Below are 17,731 nucleotides of genomic sequence, written 5' to 3' on the forward strand. Positions count from 1 at the left end.
AGATGTGCGCCTGCCGTGCCCAGCTGCGGTCGGGGCATCTTCGTGCTCGTGGAGCACGGGGAAGGGTTTTCCAACGCGGGCCGCCCAAGGTTGTCGGGCACCGGGCCGCGGGGCGTGGGCACCGCCGGCTGTGAGAGGGACGGGAATGGAACCGACCGAGAGCGCCGTGCCGGGCTCACGGCTGCGCCTGCGCCGCATGGCGGTCGTATGGCGTGCAGTCCGTGGGACGGGCCTGGCGGGGCGTCCGGGCGCGGAAGGGCGCGCCGCCGGACAGTACACAGCGGACGGGCGTACCTCCGGGGGGCGCGCCGCGGCGGACGGCCGCGGCGCCGCGCAGCCGGTCACCGAGCACCCGTCCGGCCTGACCGGCACGGACGCGGACCCGGAACGGCACCTGTCCTGGCCCGCGCTGCCCGCGGCGGTCGTCGCGGCGGCCGGGTTCGTCCTGGGCGCCGGCTTCTACCGCGCCTTCACCGGCGACCACGCGCTCTTCCCGTCCGGCACGGCCGGCTGGGCGCTGGCCGTGCTGACCGGCATCATCGTGGGCCACCTCGTCATGCTCGGCCGCTCCCGCTGGTGGGGCGGCACCGGCTCGGGCGCCGCCCTCACGCTCGCCGTGCTGCTGCTGTACGGCTGGGTACCGGCCGGCATGGTCAGCCTCACGGTCGTCGTGCTGGTCGGCATAGCCCGCCGCAACCGCTGGCGCCAGGGCGTCCTGCACGGGGCGGTCGACCTCCTCGGCATCGGCGCCGGCGCCCTGGTACTGGGCGTCTTCGGGTCCGTACCGTCCGTCGAGTCCCCCTCGGATCCGGACAGCTGGACGCTCTACACCGCGCCCGAGGTCGTCATGGTCGCCGTCGCCTACCTGGCGGTCACCCGCGTCCTGCTCTGGTACCTGCACGCCCCGCGCCCCGGTCTGCCCACCGTCGCCCGCACCGCCCTGGTCAGACAGGGCCTGGTCGCGGTCGCGCTGCTGGGGATCGCGCCGCTGGTCTGCGTGGTGGCCGTGGCCCAGCCGATCCTGCTGCCTCTGTTCTCCATCCCGCTCATCGCCCTGGACTCCACGCTCTGGATAGCCCGGGCCCGGGCCGAGGAACAGCTGCGCGACCCGCTGACCGGGCTGCCCAACCGCCAGTGGCTCCAGGAGCGCATCTGGACCGCGCTGGACGACGCCGAGCGGATCGACGCGCGCGCCGCCCTGATGCTGATCGACCTCGACCGTTTCCGGTCGGTCAACGACACGCTCGGTCATCTGGCCGGTGACCGGCTGCTCCTCCAGATCGCCGACCGGCTGCGGGTGGCGCTGCCGCGGGGCGCGGAGGCCGCGCGGCTCGGCGGGGACGAGTTCGCCGTCTTACTGCCAGTTGCCGACTCCACGACGTCCGCGACCCGGGTCGCCCGCAACCTGGTCTCCGCGCTCAGCTCCCCGCTCGACCTCGACGGCCTCACCCTCGTCCTGGAGGCCAGCGCCGGGGTCGCCGTCTTCCCCGACCACGCGCTGGACGCCGAGGGGCTGCTGCGGCGGGCGGACGTGGCGATGTACCAGGCGAAGCGGGACCGTACGGGTGTGGAGGTCTACGAGTCCAAGCGCGACTCGAACACCCCGGACCGGCTCGGTCTGCTGGGAGACCTCCGCAGGGCGCTGGACGCCCACGAGGTCGAACTCCACTACCAGCCCAAGGTCCGCTTCGACGGACAGGTCGCGGGTCTGGAGGCCCTGGTCCGCTGGGTGCACCCCGAGCGGGGCAAGGTGCCGCCGGACGAGTTCATAGCGATCGCCGAGTCCTCGGGCCTGATGCCCCATCTCACCGAGTACGTCCTGGAGACCGCGCTCGCCCAGGTCGCGCGGTGGCGGGCCCAGGGACTGTTCGTCCCGGTCGCGGTCAACGTCTCCCCGCGTGACGTCCACACCCCCGGCTTCGCGGGCTCGGTCGCCGCGCGGCTGGCCCGGCACGGCGTCCCGGCCGGAGCACTCCAACTGGAGATAACGGAACACGTCCTCCTGGAGGACCCGCAGCGCGCCGCCGACACCCTCAACGCACTGACCGGGCACGGCGTGAAGATGTCCCTGGACGACTTCGGCACGGGCTACTCGTCGCTGGTGCACCTGCGCAAGCTCCCGGTCAGCGAACTGAAGATCGACCGCTCGTTCGTCGCCCGGCTCGCCATCGACACCGAGGACGCGGAGATCGTGCGCTGCACGGTCGACCTCGCGCACTCCCTCGGCCTGCTCGTCGTCGCCGAGGGCGTCGAGGACGACGAGACCTGGGAGCGCCTGCGCGACCTCGGCTGCGACGCCGTCCAGGGCTGGCTGGTCGCCGCCGCGATGCCCCCCGACGAGACCACGGCCTGGCTCCGCGCCCGGGGCTCCTGCGGCTGGCAACGCCCCCGGGCCGCCCTCCCGGCGGCGACGGCGGACGACTCGGGCCGCATCGTCTAGGTCCCGGACCGGACCGTTCCTGACCCCGGTGCCTTCCAGTCGGCGCCGTCGGCCGGACCCGTGGCGCCGGCTGGACGGAACCCCTCGCCCCGGCACCGCCGGCCTGTCCGCCTGCGCGCTGGTCGGCCGCGAGCGGCACACGGTCACCTGCCTCCGCAGGGTTGCGGTCTCCGTTCCTGAAGCACTCCGGCGGGGCCGGGCCGCCGGAGCCGGCGAAACCGTTTCACGGTCACGCCTGCCCGCCCCATAGGATTAGGACCTGGCGCCCCACGTTCCCGCCTGCCGTGCGACGCCTGGCACGCACGCTCGCCGCGTTGCCGAATCGCCCACGTGGTCCCGCCACGAGGACGCTCCGGCCCCTTGCGATCGCTCGCGCCGGACGCCGCACGGCCCGCCCTCCGGGCGGACGACGGGAATGTGACGCCAGGTCCTAGGCCCAAACCACACACACTCACCCCAGAGGATCGCTGCATGCCTGGCATCACGCGCGAGGAGGTCGCCCACCTCGCCCGGCTGGCGCGTCTGGAGCTGAAGCCCGAAGAGCTCGACCACTTCGCGGGACAGCTGGACGACATCATCGGCGCGGTGGCCCGCGTCAGCGAGGTCGCCGACCAAGACGTACCGCCGACCTCGCACCCGCTCCCGCTGACGAACGTCATGCGCCCGGACGAGGTCCGTCCCTCGCTCACCCCCGAGCAGGCGCTCTCCGGAGCCCCGGCCCAGGAGCAGCAGCGTTTCAAGGTGCCGCAGATCCTGGGGGAGGAGTAACCCGCCATGACGGACAGCCCCATCATCAAGCTCACGGCGGCCGAGACCGCCGCGAAGATCGCCTCCGGCGAGCTCACGGCAGTGGAGGTCACCGAGGCGCACCTCGCCCGGATCGAGGCCGTCGACGAGAAGGTGCACGCCTTCCTGCACGTCGACCGCGAGGGCGCGCTCGCCCAGGCCCGTGCCGTCGACGAGAAGCGGGCCAAGGGGGAGAAACTCGGTCCGCTGGCCGGCGTTCCCCTGGCGCTCAAGGACATCTTCACCACCGAGGGGATCCCGACCACCGTCGGTTCCAAGATCCTCGAAGGCTGGGTCCCGCCGTACGACGCGACCGTCACCAAGCGGCTCAAGGCCGCCGACGTGGTCATCCTCGGCAAGACCAACATGGACGAGTTCGCCATGGGGTCCTCCACCGAGAACAGCGCCTACGGGCCGACCGGCAACCCCTGGGACCTGACCAAGATCCCCGGCGGCTCCGGTGGCGGTTCCTCCGCCGCGCTCGCCTCCTTCCAGGCGCCCCTCGCCATCGGCACCGACACCGGCGGCTCCATCCGCCAGCCCGCCGCCGTCACCGGCACGGTCGGCGTGAAGCCGACGTACGGAGGGGTGTCGCGGTACGGCATGGTCGCCTTCTCCTCCTCCCTCGACCAGGGCGGGCCCTGCGCCCGTACGGTCCTGGACGCGGCCCTGCTGCACGAGGTGATCGCCGGCCACGACCCGCTCGACTCCACCTCCATCGACGCCCCGGTCCCGCCGGTCGTCGAGGCCGCACGCAACGGCAGCGTGGAGGGCATGCGCGTCGGCGTCGTCAAGCAGTTCCGCGGCGAGGGCTACCAGGCCGGCGTCATCCAGCGCTTCGACGAGTCCGTCACCCTCCTCAAGGAGCTGGGTGCCGAGATCGTCGAGCTGGACTGCCCGTCCTTCGACCTCGCCCTGTCGGCGTACTACCTGATCGCGCCGTCCGAGTGCTCCTCCAACCTCGCCCGCTTCGACGGCCTGCGCTACGGCCTGCGGACCGGCGACGACGGCACGCACTCCGCCGAGGAGGTCACCTCCCTGACCCGCGAGGCCGGCTTCGGCCCCGAGGTCAAGCGCCGCATCATGCTCGGCACGTACGCGCTGAGCTCCGGCTACTACGACGCCTACTACGGCAGCGCCCAGAAGGTCCGCACGCTCATCAAGCAGGACTTCGACAAGGCCTTCGAGAAGGTCGACGTGATCGTCTCCCCGACGACCCCGACCACCGCCTTCCCGATCGGCGAGCGCGCCGACGACCCGATGGCGATGTACCTCGCCGACCTGTGCACCATCCCGACCAACCTGGCGGGCAACGCGGCCATGTCGCTGCCGTGCGGCCTCGCCCCGGAGGACAACCTCCCGGTCGGGCTGCAGATCATCGCCCCGGTCATGAAGGACGACCGCCTCTACAAGGTCGGCGCCGCCGTCGAGGCCGCCTTCGTGGAAAAGTGGGGCCACCCGCTGATCGAGGAGGCTCCGTCGCTGTGAGTGCACTGACCAAGGCCAAGGGCTTCAAGAAGTCCAGGTCCGGTACGTATCTGTCCATGGCCGGGACCGCGTTCGGCGCGATCGGCGTCGCCAAGCGGCTGAAGAAGGCCCGCGCCGAGAAGGACACCCTGGTCCTGATCGACGCCACCGTGTCCGCCGTCGCCATCGTCACCGGCCTCGCGATCCTGTACCGCGAGCTGAAGCGGCTGGGCGACGACGACGTCCTGCTGGGCTGAGAGGGAAGTTACACCGTGACCACCACGACCGACCTGGTGTCGTACGAGGAAGCACTCGCGTCGTACGACCCCGTCATGGGCCTCGAGGTCCATGTCGAACTCGGCACCAAGACCAAGATGTTCTGCGGCTGTTCGACCGCCCTCGGCCAGGGCGCCAACACGCAGACCTGCCCCGTCTGCCTCGGCCTGCCCGGCGCGCTCCCGGTCGTCAACGCGACCGGCGTCGAGTCCGCGATCAAGATCGGCCTCGCGCTGAACTGCGAGATCGCCGAGTGGTGCCGCTTCGCCCGGAAGAACTACTTCTATCCGGACATGCCGAAGAACTTCCAGACCTCCCAGTACGACGAGCCGATCGCCTTCAACGGCTACCTCGACGTGCAGCTGGAGGACGGCGAGACCTTCCGCGTGGAGATCGAGCGCGCCCACATGGAGGAGGACACCGGCAAGTCCACGCACGTGGGCGGTGCGACGGGCCGTATCCACGGCGCCTCGCACTCGCTCCTGGACTACAACCGCGCCGGCATCCCGCTGATCGAGATCGTCACCAAGCCGATCGTCGGCGCGGGCGAGCGTGCCCCCGAGGTGGCGAAGGCGTACGTCCGTGAGCTGCGCGAGGTCATCAGGGCGCTCGGCGTCTCCGAAGCCCGTATGGAGATGGGCCAGATGCGCTGCGACGTGAACCTGTCGCTGCGCCCGAACGGCACCGAGAAGTTCGGCACGCGTTCCGAGACGAAGAACGTCAACTCGCTGCGGTCCGTGGAGCGCGCGGCCCGCTTCGAGATCCAGCGGCACGCGGCCGTGCTGAGCAGCGGCGGGACGATCGTCCAGGAGACCCGGCACTTCCACGAGGACACGGGGTCGACGACCTCGGGCCGGGTGAAGGAGGAGGCCGAGGACTACCGGTACTTCCCGGAGCCCGACCTCGTCCCGGTGGCCCCGTCCCGCGAGTGGGTCGAGGAGCTGCGGGCCGCGCTGCCCGAGCTGCCGCTGGTCCGCCGCAACCGGCTCCGCGAGGAGTGGGGCGTCTCGGCCACCGACATGCAGGCCATCCTCAACGCCGGTGCGCTGGAGCCCATCGTCGCCACCATCGAGGCCGGGGCCGACGCCGCCTCCGCCCGGAAGTGGTGGATGGGCGAGCTGGCCCGCAGCGCCAACGAGTCGGGCAGGGCGCTCGACGAGCTGGCGATCACGCCGCAGCAGGTCGCCCGGGTCACCGAGTTGGTCGCGAAGGGTGATCTCAACGACAAGCTGGCCCGTCAGGTCATCGAAGGCGTCCTCGCGGGCGAAGGCACCCCGGACGAGGTCGTCGACAAGCGCGGGCTGAAGGTCGTCTCCGACGAGGGCGCGCTCACCGCCGCCGTCGACGAGGCCATCGCCGGCAACCCGGCCGTCGCGGACAAGATCCGCGGCGGCAAGGTGGCCGCGGCCGGCGCGCTGGTCGGCGCGGTCATGAAGGCGACCCGGGGGCAGGCCGACGCGGCCCGCGTGAAGGAGCTGATCCTTCAGAAGCTGGGCGTCAGCGAGGGCTGATCGCCCGCGGGCCCGAAAGGGGGGATGCACCGAAACCGGTGCATCCCCCTCTCAGCTACTTACGGCGTCCCACGACCCGCACGAAGCCCAGCGTGCCGCCCTGGTCGAGGCGCAGCATCTCGGCGGACCGGCCGGCCATCCGGATGTGGAATTCGTCCGTGTGCTCCTCGGCCACGACCTCGGACCACCGCAGCCAGTCGCGCCAGCCGTCCTCCAGCCAGTCGGCCGTCTCGACCTCCACGGCCCCGCTGCGGGTCCAGTGGCGACGCCACCAGGCGGCCGTGTGGAAGCACCAGAATCCCGGCTCCCAGTACGGCTTGAGGTGCTCCGGCGGCTCGGCGCCGTCGATCTCCTCGCGCAGCGCCGGTGCGACGACGCCGATCCGCCCGCCCGGCTTCAGCAGCCGGGTCAGCGTGGGCAGATACAGGTCGTCGGTGCCGAAGTAGTGGTACGCGTCGACGGAGACGATCGCGTCGAAGCCGCCCTCGCCGAACGGCAGGTCGTGCGCCTCGGCGAAGACGGGCAGGACCCGGTCCGCGACGCCGGCCTCGGCGATACGGGCCGCGTTCTCGCCGGGCTCGACCCACAGGTCGGCGGCGGTGACCTGGACGTCGTACTCCTTGGCCAGGAAGATCGACGTCATGGCGCGTCCGCAGCCCAGGTCGAGCACGCGGGAGCCGGGGCTCAGGGTGTCGAGCCCCAGAGCCGGGGCCAGCCACTCCAGCAGCCACAGCGCGTGCGGGCCCATCTGGTTCTCGATGGTCCAGCGGGCGTCGTAGCGGTTGCTGCGCGGGTAGCGGGGGTGACTGACGCGGTCAGTGAGGGGGTCGTTCGAGGTCCGGGAAGTGATGTCCGACATCGGTGAACGGGCTCCTTGAGTCCTTGAGGAAGAAGAGGGATGCGTCGGAGCTCGGTCGGACCGTCAAACAATGCACCTGCTTCGGCCGGGCGGCGGGCGCCGCGGGCGTACCTCGGACCAGCGGACGCTAACAGCCGGTCCATCGGCCCCGCACCCGGTTTTCCCACCCGACGCGCTACCGTCTCGGCCATGAGTGGACGCGCTGATTCCGACACCGATCCTGAGATAACGGTCCCGGAGGCAGCCGCCGCGCAGGACATCGAGCCGGATGCCGGGCCGGACGGGGCGGACGACGAGCCGGGCGAGTCCGACGACGCCGACGAGTGGGATGACGCCGACGAGCCCGGCGACGCCGACGAGCCGGCAGAGGGCGCGCGGCGGGCCCGCTGGACGGCGGCCGGCACCGGCGCCGTCCTGGCCCTCGCGGGTCTGGCCGCCGCACTGCTCCGCCTCACCCGCTCCGTACCGCCACTCGTCCCGGCGGCGTACGCCTGCGGAGCGGCCGTCTGCCCGGGCGCCGCCGTGCTGGGCTCCCGGGGACGCACCCGGCGGGCGCTGTGGCTGCTGATCGCGGGCGTGACGGTGATGGCGTTGGGAGACCAGTTCGACTGAGGGCACAGGGTTCGGTGTTGGTCCTGTGAGCTGTCTCCCACGGTTGTGAAAAAGCCCACGAATACGACAAATGATCTCGTGTGCCTGTAAGAGTGGCGTGCATTGCTCATGCGTTCTTTGCGGGCTGTTCAGTTCATGGACGACTGCTCCCGGCCAAAGATCCAAAAAAGTCACCCTGGGAGCACGTTTCGTGGCAGCCCTCGCACGCTGGTGTGTCCGACGCCGTCTGGTCACCGTCCTGCTCTGGCTCCTCGCCTTCGCTGGGGTGGCCGCGGGCGCAGCGGTCGCCGGCTCCGCGTACTCGAACGACTACCAGGTCTCCGGCACCGAGTCGGGCCGCGCCACCCAACTGCTGCACGAGGGCTTCCCGCGGCTCGGCGGCGACAGCGACACCGTCGTCTGGCACACCACGTCCGGCAGCGTCCGCGCCGCCGACGTCGAGCAGACGATGACCCGCGCCCTGGAACGGGTCGAGAATTTGCCCGGCGTGGCCTCGGTGACCAGCCCCTACGACGGGCCGGGCGCGGGACGCGTCAGCGCGAACGGCCGTACGGCGTACGCCACGGTCACCTTCGACGACCAGGCGCAGGACATCAGCCGCTCCGAGGCGCAGGCCGTCGTCGACACCGCGAAGAGCGTGGAGACCGACGGGCTCCAGGTGGAGCTGGGCGGCCGCGCCGTCGAGATCACCGAGTCCTCCGGCGGGCACGTCGCCGAGGTCGTCGGCGTGGTCGTCGCCGCGGTCGTGCTGTTCCTCGCCTTCGGCTCCCTCGCCGCTTCCCTGCTGCCCATCGCCACCGCCCTGGTCGGCGTCGGCACCGCCTACGCCGGGATCGTGCTGCTCGGGCATGTCATGACCGTCGCCGACTTCGCCCCCATGCTCGGCATGCTGATCGGGCTCGGCGTCGGCATCGACTACGCGCTGTTCATCGTGACGAGACACCGGCGCGGGCTGAAACGCGGGCTGTCCGTCACCGAGGCGGCCACCACCGCCGTAGCGACCACGGGACGGGCGGTCGTCTTCGCGGGTGCCACCGTTTGCATCGCCCTGCTGGGCATGCTGATCCTGCGCCTGAGCTTCCTCAACGGCGTCGCCATCGCCGCCAGCCTGACCGTGATCCTCACCGTCGCGGCCTCCGTGACCCTGCTGCCCGCCCTGCTGTCCCTCATCGGCATGCGGGCGCTCAGCCGCCGCGAGCGCCGCCGTCTGGCCGAGCACGGGCCCGAACCCGAGCTGCCCACAGGCTTCGCCGCCCGCTGGTCGGCGTTCGTGGAGCGCCACCCCAAGGTGCTCGGGGCGGTCGCGCTGGTGGTCATGGCCGTCCTCGCGCTGCCCACGTTCTCCCTGCACCTGGGCACCTCCGACCAGGGCAACGACCCGAAGACGTCCACCACCCGCCAGGCCTACGACCTCCTCGCCGACGGTTTCGGCCCCGGGGTGAACGGCCCGCTCACCCTCGTCACGAAGGTCGAGGGCGCCGACGATATGCTCGCCCTGGACAACCTCGACGGCACGCTCCGGGCCACCGAGGGCGTCGCCGCGGTGACACCCGTGACGTTCGACTCCGGCGGCCACACCGCGTACCTCACCGTCGTACCGGAGTCCTCGCCGCAGTCGAAGCAGACCAGCGACCTCGTCGACCGGCTGCGCGAGAAGGTGCTGCCCCGCGCCGAAGCGGGCACCTCGCTCGACACGCAGGTCGGCGGCATGACGGCCGGCTACGACGACTTCGCCGACGTCATCGTCTCCAAGCTGCCCGTCTTCATCGGGGTGGTGATCGGCCTGGGCTGTCTGCTGCTCCTGCTCGCCTTCCGGTCGATCGGCATACCCCTGAAGGCCGCCGCGATGAACGTCGCCGCCGTGGCCTCCGCCTTCGGAGTGGTCGTCGCGATGTTCCAGTGGGGCTGGGGCAGCGAACTGCTCGGCCTCGGCAGCGCCGGGCCCATAGAGCCCTTCCTGCCCGTGATCATGGTGTCGGTGCTCTTCGGTCTGTCCATGGACTACCAGGTCTTCCTGGTGAGCCGGATGTACGAGGAGTGGCTGGAGACCGGCGACAACCGGCGTGCCGTCCGGATCGGCCTCGCCGAGACCAGCCGGGTGATCAACTCGGCGGCGGTCATCATGATCTCCGTCTTCCTCGCCTTCGTCCTCAGCGGCGACCGCGTGATCGCCATGTTCGGCATCGCCCTGGCCGCCGCCGTCGCCCTGGACGCCTTCGTGCTGCGCACCCTCCTCGTCCCCGCCCTCATGCACATGCTCGGCGGCGCCAACTGGTGGCTGCCCCGCTGGCTCGACAAGCGCCTGCCGCGGATCAGCATCGAACCGCCCGAGGCCCGGGCCGCCCATGAGAGGCTGGCCGCCGCGACGGACGCCGAGGTGGCGGACGTCCTGGCACAGGAGGAGCGGCAGCGCGATGTACGCGATATCCCTGGGTGACGACGGCGCGGAACTGCGGCCCCTCGAGCCCTGGCACGCGGAGGAGTTCTTCGCGCACCTGGAGCGGGGCAGGGAGTTCATCGGGCGGTTCGTCAACTTCGGGTCACAGGAGACGGACGTGGAGTCCGCGCGGGCCCTGCTCCAGCGGTACGCCGACCTGCGCGCCGCCGACTCCCGCTCGCTGCACGGGCTGTGGCTGAACGGCAAGCTCGTGGGCGGCGTGCTGTTTCTGAACTTCGACGCCGCGAGCGGCAACTGCGAGGTCGGCTGCTGGCTGGAGCCCGCCGGGACCGGGCGTGGTCTGGTCACCCGGGCGATGCGTGTCCTCATCGACTGGGCGGTCGAGGAGCGCGGCATCCACCGGATCGAGTGGGTCGCCGCCTCGGGCAACCAGCCGAGCCTGAACGTGGCCCGGCGCCTCGGAATGACCCGCGACGGTGTGCGGCGCGAGGCGCACCCCTATGGTGGCGTACGGCACGATCTCGAAGTCTGGTCGGTGCTGGCGCCCGAGTGGCGCGCCGCACGCGCGCGTGCCGCTCACGACGATCATTAAGAGACTTCTCAGACAGCGACCCTACGGTGCGAGACATGGCAACGAACGCAGTGGACGAGACCGAGGCCATCGAGGCCACGACCGACGAGAAGGCGGTGGACACCACCAAGTCCGACGAGGTGACCAAGACCGAGGTCCCGGCCGAGGCCGCCGAGGCCAAGGAGGAGGGACCCTCCGGCGTCGGGCAGGGCGCTGCCGCCGTGGTCTCCGCCGCGCTGGGCGTCGTCTCGCTCACCGGCAGCTGGCTCGGCACGGTGGCTGCCGCACGCCAGAACCTCATCGGTCAGCTGGAGACCGCGCAGAACGCGGGCGTGGCCAAGCAGATCCAGGCGGTCTACGGTGACGCCTGGCAGACCACCGCCCTGTGGGGCGGCTTCTTCGCGCTGACGGCGCTGGTCGTCGGCGTCTTCGTGCTGGCGCGGCCGGCGTTCGGCACGCCCGGCAGGATCCAGGCCCCCTGGATCAAGTCGGTCGCCTGGGCGGGTGTCGCGCTCGGCGTGTTCGGCCTGTTCCTGGCCGTCCTCAAGTACACCGGCATCCTGCTCGGACTGCCGTCCGCGGGCTGAGTCACCGCAGGTCCTGAGGGGTCTTAGGGCATCCGTGAGTACCTTACGGAGGCCCTGAGACCCCTCAGCCGCGTCTAAGGCCCCGGCCGCCTGCCAAGATGCGGAACTCTCCCGATGTGGCAGCCCCGCCTGGGAGACGAAGGTGGAGGCATCGCAGAAAGCGAAGCCCCAGCACCCGACCTCTCACCAAGGACACGCCATGTACGAGTACGAGTTCCAGCAGATGCGCGCCGCCGACCTGAGGCGCCGCGCCGATCACGAGCGCCAGGTCCGTGAGGCCGCCCTGGCCCGCCGCGCCGCCCGCCGCGCCGCCCGTCGCGAGGCCGCCGAGGGCTCCGCCGAGCACGAGAGCCATAGCCGCCGCTTGCGCAGGCCCGGGTCCGCCCGGACCGCGTGAGCACGGGGGCGGGACCGGCCGACGCCATGATCGTCCGTGGGGAAGCGGCTGCTGACGCGGTGGCCGTCCGTACGGGGGCGGCCGCCGGTCCCGTGGCCGGCCGTGGCGAAACCGGTGCCGTGCTGCCGGACGCGCGTGCGATGCTCGCTTCCGTGGAGACCAGGTCTGTCAGCCCCGTGTTCGTCGGCCGTGCCGAGGAGTTGGGCACGCTTCTCGACGCACTCGCACGCTCCTTCCGGGGAGAGCCGCAGGCGCTGCTCATCGGCGGGGAGGCCGGAGTCGGCAAGACCCGTCTGGTGGAGGAGTTCGCCGCCGCAGCCCGCCGCCATGGGGCGGTGGTCGCCCTGGGCGGCTGCGTGGAGATCGGCGCCGACGGACTGCCCTTCGCGTCCTTCTCCACCGCGCTGCGCGCCCTGCGCTCCGCACTTCCCGGCGAGCTGGCCGCAGCGGCCGCCGGACAGGAGGAGGAACTGGCCCGGCTGCTGCCCGAGCTGGGCGAGTCGGGTACCGGGCGGCACGACGAGGACGGCATGGCCCGCCTCTTCGAACTCACCGCACGCCTGCTGGAGCGCGTCACCGCCGAGCACAGCGTCGTCCTCGCCCTGGAGGACCTGCACTGGGCCGACGCCTCCACCCGGCACCTGCTCTCCTACCTCCTACGCACTCTGCGCACCGGCCGCCTCGTCGTCCTCGGCACCTACCGTTCCGACGACATCCACCGCCGCCACCCGCTCAGGCCCCTGCTCGCCGAACTCGACCGGCTCCGCACCGTCCGCCGCCTCGAACTCGCCCGATTCAACCGCGAGGAGGTGTGCCGCCAGGTCGCCGGCATCCTCGCCCAGGAACCCGACCCGGACGAGGTCGACGCGATCTTCGAACGCTCCGACGGCAACGCCTTCTTCGTCGAGGAACTGGCCGTCGCCGCCCACGAGGGCTGCCGCACAGGGCTGACGGACTCCCTGCGCGACCTGCTGCTCGTCCGGGTGGAAGGGCTGCCGGAGACCGCCCAGCAGGTCGCCCGGATCGTCGCCGAGGGCGGCTCCACCGTCGAGTACCGGCTGCTGTCCGCCGTCGCCCGGCTCGCCGAGGACGACCTCATCGAGGCGCTGCGGGCCGCCGTGAACGCCAGCATCCTCACCCCCGCGCCCGGCGGCGACGGCTACCGCTTCCGCCACTCCCTGGTCCGCGAGGCCGTCAGCGACGACCTGCTCCCCGGCGAGCGCTCCCGCCTGAACCGCCGCTACGCCGAAGCCCTGGAGACCGACCCCACCCTCGTCCCGGCCGACCAGCGCGCGACCCGCCTGGCCAGCTACTGGTACCACGCCCACGACCCCGCCAAGGCCCTGCCCGCCGTCCTCGACGCCTCCGTCGAGGCCCGCCACCGCCACGCCTACGCGGAGCAACTGCGGCTGCTGGAACGGGCGATGGAACTGTGGGACGCGGCACCCGAAGCCGTACGCCGGACGCTGCGACCCGTCCACCACACCGAGGTCTACCCTCTCCCGCTGTCTGAACGGCGTGGGGGGACCCCCGGCGGCGACCCGGAGACCAGCGCGCTGCGCTACCTCGACCTGCTGGCCGAGGCGGCCGTCGCCGGACGGCACTGCGGGGAGCGCGAGCGGGCCCTGAAGATCACCAAGCGGGCGCTGCGTCTCCTGGAGGAGGAGCACGACCCCCTGCGCGCCGCCTGGTTCTGGATCCAGCGCTCCCGGCTGGTGCAGCGGCTCGCCCGCGGCGACGGCTGGCAGGAGATCGCCACCGCGCAGGAGCTGGTCCGGGGTCTGCCACCGTCCGACGTGCACGCCGAGGTGCTCCACACGGTCGCCCACTGGTCGATGCTGCACCAGCCGGGCCCTGAGGCCCTGACGGCCGCCGAGCGGGCGGTGGAGTACGCGCGCATGGTGGGCGCCGACGACATCGAGGCCAACGCCCGGCTCATTCTCGGCGGACTCATGATCGACGCCGGGCAGATCGAGGCCGGGCTGGCCCACATGTACGAGGTCAGGGACGAGGTCGTGGCCCGGGGGCCCGCGGCGGTCGTGGGCCGCAGCCATGTGAACCTGCCCTCGGCCCTGGAAGGCATCGGGCGCTCCGAGGAGGCCGTGGGCGTCCTCCAGGAGGGCCTGCGCCTCACCGGCAGGATGGGGCTGCGGGACGCCGAGGCCTGGGTCTGGGGCAACCTCGCCGAGTCGCTCATCTCCCTGGGCCGCTGGGACGAAGCGGCCGAGGCGGCCGTCAACGCCCAGCGGCGCGGGCAGACGGCCGCGCCGTACGGATCCGGTGCCAACAGCCTGGCGTTCCTCGCGCTCGCCCGCGGCCGGGTGGCCGAGGCGGCTCGCCATCTCGCCGAGGGCCGCGCCTCCTACGGCCCGCACGACCCCATGCCGCAGCACGACCTCCCGATCTCCTGCCTCACCATCGCCGTCGCCGTCGCCGAGGGCCGTCTCCCCGACGCCCGCGCCGAACTGGCCCGCACCCTGGAGTCCGGCTTCCCGCCCGGCACCCAGCGCTACGCCTGGCCGCTGCTGCTCGAAGCCGCCGCGGCCGAGGCCGACGCCCGGGCGCTGCCGGCCGCGCGGGACGGCCGCGCGGAGGTCCTGGAGAGCATCTTCGGGGCCGTCAAACGCCTCACCACGAACGCCCCCGTCTGGCTCGCCCACGAGAAGTGGGTCCGCGCCGAACTCCACCGCGCCGAGAGCCGGAGCACCCCGGACATCTGGTCGGAGGTGGTCACGGCCTTCGAACCCCTGGAGCGGCCCTACGACCTCGCCCGCGTCCGGTACCGCCTGGCCGAGTCGCTGCTGACGGGCGGCGGCGAGGCCGACGAACGCGACCGCGCCACGGAACTGCTCCGCCTCGCCCATGCCGTCGCCCGCCACCTCGGGGCCCGGCCGCTCGCCGACGCCGCCACCGCGCTGGCCCAGCGCGCCCGCCTGCCGCTCACGCCCGCCACCGAACCCGACCTCGCCCCGGCGGACCCCGCCGAAGCCCTCGGCCTCACCAGCCGGGAGCGGGACGTGCTGCGCCTGGTCGCCGCCGGCCACACCAACCGCCGGATAGCCGAGGAACTGTTCATCTCCCCGAAGACCGCGAGCGTCCACGTCTCCAACATCCTGGCGAAGCTCGGCGTCTCCGGGCGCGGCGAGGCGGCGGCGGTGGCGCACCGGCTGGAGCTGTTCTCAGCCGAATCCGTCACGTCCCGGCCACCGGGCTGAGGCATACGCTGTAAAGGACGTCGGGGGAGTCGCGGCCCAGGGAGGCTTCGTGTTCAACATGTTCGAGGAACTGTTCTCACCCGGCCGCAAGCACACCCGCGACGAGCAGAACCGCCTGGAACTGACCCGCGAGGACGCCGGGGACGGCGATCCCGGACGCGGGCCGATAGACCTGTCGTCCGGGATGGTCGTCGTACGCCCGCCGCGGGAGCCGGAGGCCGAGGACCCCGAGGACCTCGAGACCTGAGCCGCGCTACGTCACCCGCAGTTCCAGGATCCGGTCGTCCCCGTCCTTCGGAGCGCCCCGGCCGTCCGTGTTGCTGGTCACCAGCCACAGCCGGTCGCCGCCCGCCGGGACCACCGTGCGCAGCCGGCCGTACTCGTCCTCCAGGAACGCCTGCGGTTCGGCCGAGGCCTCCGTGCCGTTCAGCGGGATGCGCCACAGCCGCTTGCCGCGCAGGCCCGCCATCCAGATCGACCCCTCTGCGTAGGCGATGCCGCTGGGGGAGGCCTCGGCCGTGGTCCACTGGTCGACCGGGTTGTGGAACCCTGAGTCGTCGGACCTGCCCTCGGCCTCCGGCCAGCCGTAGTTGTCGCCCGGCTTGATCGCGTTGAGCTCGTCCCAGGTGTCCTGGCCGAACTCCGAGGCGAACAGGCGCTGTTCGCCGTCCCAGGCGAGGCCCTGCACATTGCGGTGGCCGTACGAGTACACCGGCGAGTTCCGGAACGGGTTGCCCGGCGCCGGCTCGCCCTCCGGGGTCAGTCGCAGGATCTTGCCGCCGACGGAGTCCCTGTCCTGGGACAGGCCCGTGTCACCGCTCTCGCCCGTGCCGACGTACAGCATCTTGTCCGGGCCGAACTCGATCCGGCCGCCGTTGTGGACGAAGCCCTTGGGGATGCCCCTGAAGACCGTGTCGGGAGCGCCGAGCTGCTCGCCGGAGGGCTTCTTCTCGTCGTACAGCATACGGACGATGCGGTTGTCGGAGGCCGAGGTGAAGTACGCGTAGACCATGTGGTCCGAGGCGTAGTCGGGGGACAGGGCGATGCCGAGCAGGCCGCCCTCGCCGGCGGCCGATACGCCCGGCACCTCGCCCAGCTCGGTCTTCTTGCCGGTCTTCTCGTCGACCCGGACGATCGTCCCGTCGTCCCGGGAGGAGACGAGCAGGCCGCCGCCGGGCAGCGGGGCGAGGCCCCAGGGGGAGTCCAGGCCCTCGGCGACGGTACGCACCACCTTCACCGAGCCCTTGGCGGGCGGTGTCTCCTCGGCGGCCTGCCCCGCCGGTGCGGACGATCCCGGTGCCGTACGGCTCGGGGAGGCGCTCCCGTCCGTGCCGGACGATCCTCCGCCGTCGGAGGAGCAGCCGGCCGTCAGCAGGAGCGCGGCGGCGGCCAACACGGCCGGCACAGCTCGACGATGCACGATCATGGTCCCTTCGAGCGGCGGCGGGTTCTACCTGTCATACACCTCCCGGGCCCGTGAAGTTCCCGATCATGAAACGTCGAACCGCGAACACGGGGTTTGCCCGATACGCCCCGGCGCGGATCGGGGCTCAGTCCCACGACCCCTGTGCGGGCGGCAGGTCCGCCACCTCTCGCAGATCCTCGGCCGTCAGACGCAGGGCCGCCGCGGCGGCGTTCTCCGTGACCCAGCGCTCCCGCTTCGTGCCGGGGACCGGGACCACGTGCCAGGCCCTGGGCGAGGACCCAGGCGAGGGCGACCTGGGCGGGGGTGACGTGCTCACCGTGACGGCGGGCCACCCGGCGCAGGCCCGCGACGATCGGCTGGTTCGCGGCCATCATCTCGGCCGTGAAGCGGGGGTGCCGGGCCCGGAGGTCGTCCGCCTCGAAGCCCGCGCCGGGCCGCAGCCTGCCGGTCAGGAAGCCGTTGCCGAGCGGCATCGCCGCCAGGAAGCCGACGCCCCGCGTCTCGCACCACGGCAGAAGCGTCTCCAGCGCCTCCGGCGACCACACCGACAGCTCCGCCTCCACGGCGCTCACGGGGAACACCTGCTGCACCCGTTCCAGCTGCCGGATCGTCGCGTCGTGCAGCCGGGCCCCGGAGCAGCGGCCGGCCCGCGCGCCCACCGCGCACAGGCCCAACGCCCTTACCTTCCCGGCCTGGACGAGCTCCGCCATCGCGCCCCACGTCTCCTCGACGGGGACTTCCGGGTCGGCCCGGTGCAGCTGGTAGAGGTCGATGACGTCCGTCTGGAGGCGCCGCAGCGACGCGTCGCAGGCCCGTCTCACATACCCCGGGCGGCCGTTGGCGACGATGTGCTGGTCGCCCACGAGCAGACCGACCTTCGTCGACACGAACGCGTCCGACCGCCGCTCCTTCAACGCCCGCCCCACCAGCAGTTCGTTGGTGAACGGGCCGTACATGTCGGCCGTGTCCAGCAGGGACGAACCCAGGTCGAGCGCCCGGTGCACCGCCCTGAGCGATTCGTCGCCCCGCTGCCGCGACGCGCTGTACGCCCAGCTCATCGGCATGCACCCGAGTCCGACGGCCCCCACCGCGAGCGCCGCCGCGCCGATCGTCCTGCGCTCCACCTGGTCGTGACCCTCCCTGTTCCGGCCACCCCAACCTAACCTCTGCCGTCGCACCCTCCTGA

Annotated in this window: 14 protein-coding genes and 1 pseudogene; 12 read left to right on the forward strand and 3 right to left on the reverse strand. The window is 72.2% G+C overall.

Going from position 1 to position 17,731, the window contains the following annotated elements; all coding sequences use genetic code 11:
• Nucleotides 1-145 precede the first annotated feature (145 nt).
• From V8690_RS30325 to gatB, 5 genes are all read left to right on the forward strand, one after another.
• Nucleotides 146-2,440 (forward strand): bifunctional diguanylate cyclase/phosphodiesterase, encoded by a 2,295-nt coding sequence (locus V8690_RS30325; protein ID WP_338783300.1) that lies wholly within the window; start codon nt 146-148, stop codon nt 2,438-2,440.
• A gap of 471 nt (nt 2,441-2,911) precedes the next feature.
• Nucleotides 2,912-3,208: an Asp-tRNA(Asn)/Glu-tRNA(Gln) amidotransferase subunit GatC gene (gatC, locus tag V8690_RS30330; RefSeq protein ID WP_004925108.1), complete on the forward strand. Its 297-nt coding sequence runs from the start codon at nt 2,912-2,914 to the stop codon at nt 3,206-3,208.
• Between the two features lie 6 nt (nt 3,209-3,214).
• On the forward strand, nt 3,215-4,714 hold the full coding sequence (gene gatA, locus V8690_RS30335) for an Asp-tRNA(Asn)/Glu-tRNA(Gln) amidotransferase subunit GatA (RefSeq protein WP_338783302.1): 1,500 nt from the start codon (nt 3,215-3,217) through the stop codon (nt 4,712-4,714).
• The gene (locus V8690_RS30340; protein WP_010041822.1) at nt 4,711-4,950 is read left to right on the forward strand and encodes a hypothetical protein; all 240 of its coding nucleotides are present in this window, start codon (nt 4,711-4,713) and stop codon (nt 4,948-4,950) included. The genes gatA and V8690_RS30340 overlap by 4 nt, the downstream gene beginning before the upstream one ends.
• Before the next feature lie 15 nt (nt 4,951-4,965).
• Nucleotides 4,966-6,480 carry an Asp-tRNA(Asn)/Glu-tRNA(Gln) amidotransferase subunit GatB gene (gene gatB, locus V8690_RS30345; protein WP_338783303.1) on the forward strand — a complete coding sequence of 505 codons (1,515 nt, stop codon included), beginning with the start codon at nt 4,966-4,968 and terminating at the stop codon, nt 6,478-6,480.
• 55 nt (nt 6,481-6,535) lie between these two features.
• Here gatB and V8690_RS30350 read toward each other — a convergent pair whose 3' ends face one another.
• Nucleotides 6,536-7,339: a methyltransferase domain-containing protein gene (locus V8690_RS30350; protein ID WP_338783304.1), complete on the reverse strand. Its 804-nt coding sequence runs from the start codon at nt 7,337-7,339 to the stop codon at nt 6,536-6,538.
• Nucleotides 7,340-7,528: 189 nt separating this feature from the next.
• Between V8690_RS30350 and V8690_RS30355 the strand changes: the two genes are divergently transcribed.
• The 7 genes from V8690_RS30355 (at nt 7,529) to V8690_RS30385 (ending at nt 15,366) form a co-directional block, all read left to right on the forward strand.
• A complete protein-coding gene (locus V8690_RS30355) occupies nt 7,529-7,951 on the forward strand; it encodes a hypothetical protein (RefSeq protein WP_338783305.1) in 423 nt (140 codons plus the stop codon).
• A gap of 190 nt (nt 7,952-8,141) precedes the next feature.
• Complete coding sequence (locus tag V8690_RS30360; RefSeq protein ID WP_338783306.1) at nt 8,142-10,388, forward strand: MMPL family transporter; 2,247 nt, start codon at nt 8,142-8,144, stop codon at nt 10,386-10,388.
• Entirely contained in the window at nt 10,366-10,941 is a 576-nt protein-coding gene (locus tag V8690_RS30365) for a GNAT family protein (RefSeq protein WP_338783307.1), read from the forward strand. Before V8690_RS30360 ends, V8690_RS30365 begins: the two co-directional genes overlap by 23 nt.
• Before the next feature lie 35 nt (nt 10,942-10,976).
• The gene (locus V8690_RS30370; protein ID WP_338783308.1) at nt 10,977-11,507 is read left to right on the forward strand and encodes a hypothetical protein; all 531 of its coding nucleotides are present in this window, start codon (nt 10,977-10,979) and stop codon (nt 11,505-11,507) included.
• A 199-nt stretch (nt 11,508-11,706) separates the two neighbouring features.
• On the forward strand, nt 11,707-11,904 hold the full coding sequence (locus V8690_RS30375; RefSeq protein ID WP_338783309.1) for a hypothetical protein: 198 nt from the start codon (nt 11,707-11,709) through the stop codon (nt 11,902-11,904).
• A gap of 140 nt (nt 11,905-12,044) precedes the next feature.
• Complete coding sequence (locus V8690_RS30380; protein WP_338785511.1) at nt 12,045-15,119, forward strand: AAA family ATPase; 3,075 nt, start codon at nt 12,045-12,047, stop codon at nt 15,117-15,119.
• A 49-nt stretch (nt 15,120-15,168) separates the two neighbouring features.
• Complete coding sequence (locus tag V8690_RS30385) at nt 15,169-15,366, forward strand: DUF6191 domain-containing protein (protein ID WP_338783310.1); 198 nt, start codon at nt 15,169-15,171, stop codon at nt 15,364-15,366.
• Between the two features lie 6 nt (nt 15,367-15,372).
• On the opposite strand, the gene V8690_RS30390 is transcribed toward V8690_RS30385, so the two are convergent.
• Both V8690_RS30390 and V8690_RS30395 read right to left on the reverse strand, forming a co-directional pair.
• Nucleotides 15,373-16,545, reverse strand: a complete 1,173-nt coding sequence (locus V8690_RS30390) for a PQQ-dependent sugar dehydrogenase (protein WP_338783311.1) — start codon at nt 16,543-16,545, stop codon at nt 15,373-15,375.
• A gap of 124 nt (nt 16,546-16,669) precedes the next feature.
• Nucleotides 16,670-17,669 (reverse strand): annotated as a pseudogene (locus V8690_RS30395) (aldo/keto reductase).
• Nucleotides 17,670-17,731 lie beyond the last annotated feature (62 nt).

This window comes from Streptomyces sp. DG1A-41, assembly GCF_037055355.1.
Lineage (GTDB): Bacteria > Actinomycetota > Actinomycetes > Streptomycetales > Streptomycetaceae > Streptomyces.

Coding starts and splice junctions, on each gene's coding strand:
- V8690_RS30390 (WP_338783311.1), bottom strand. CDS start 16,545: ATGATCGTGCATCGTCGAGCTGTGCCGGCCGTGTTGGCCGCCGCCGCG.
- V8690_RS30355 (WP_338783305.1), top strand. CDS start 7,529: ATGAGTGGACGCGCTGATTCCGACACCGATCCTGAGATAACGGTCCCG.
- V8690_RS30350 (WP_338783304.1), bottom strand. CDS start 7,339: ATGTCGGACATCACTTCCCGGACCTCGAACGACCCCCTCACTGACCGC.
- V8690_RS30375 (WP_338783309.1), top strand. CDS start 11,707: ATGTACGAGTACGAGTTCCAGCAGATGCGCGCCGCCGACCTGAGGCGC.
- gatA (WP_338783302.1), top strand. CDS start 3,215: ATGACGGACAGCCCCATCATCAAGCTCACGGCGGCCGAGACCGCCGCG.
- V8690_RS30380 (WP_338785511.1), top strand. CDS start 12,045: ATGCTCGCTTCCGTGGAGACCAGGTCTGTCAGCCCCGTGTTCGTCGGC.
- V8690_RS30365 (WP_338783307.1), top strand. CDS start 10,366: ATGTACGCGATATCCCTGGGTGACGACGGCGCGGAACTGCGGCCCCTC.
- V8690_RS30370 (WP_338783308.1), top strand. CDS start 10,977: ATGGCAACGAACGCAGTGGACGAGACCGAGGCCATCGAGGCCACGACC.
- gatC (WP_004925108.1), top strand. CDS start 2,912: ATGCCTGGCATCACGCGCGAGGAGGTCGCCCACCTCGCCCGGCTGGCG.
- V8690_RS30325 (WP_338783300.1), top strand. CDS start 146: ATGGAACCGACCGAGAGCGCCGTGCCGGGCTCACGGCTGCGCCTGCGC.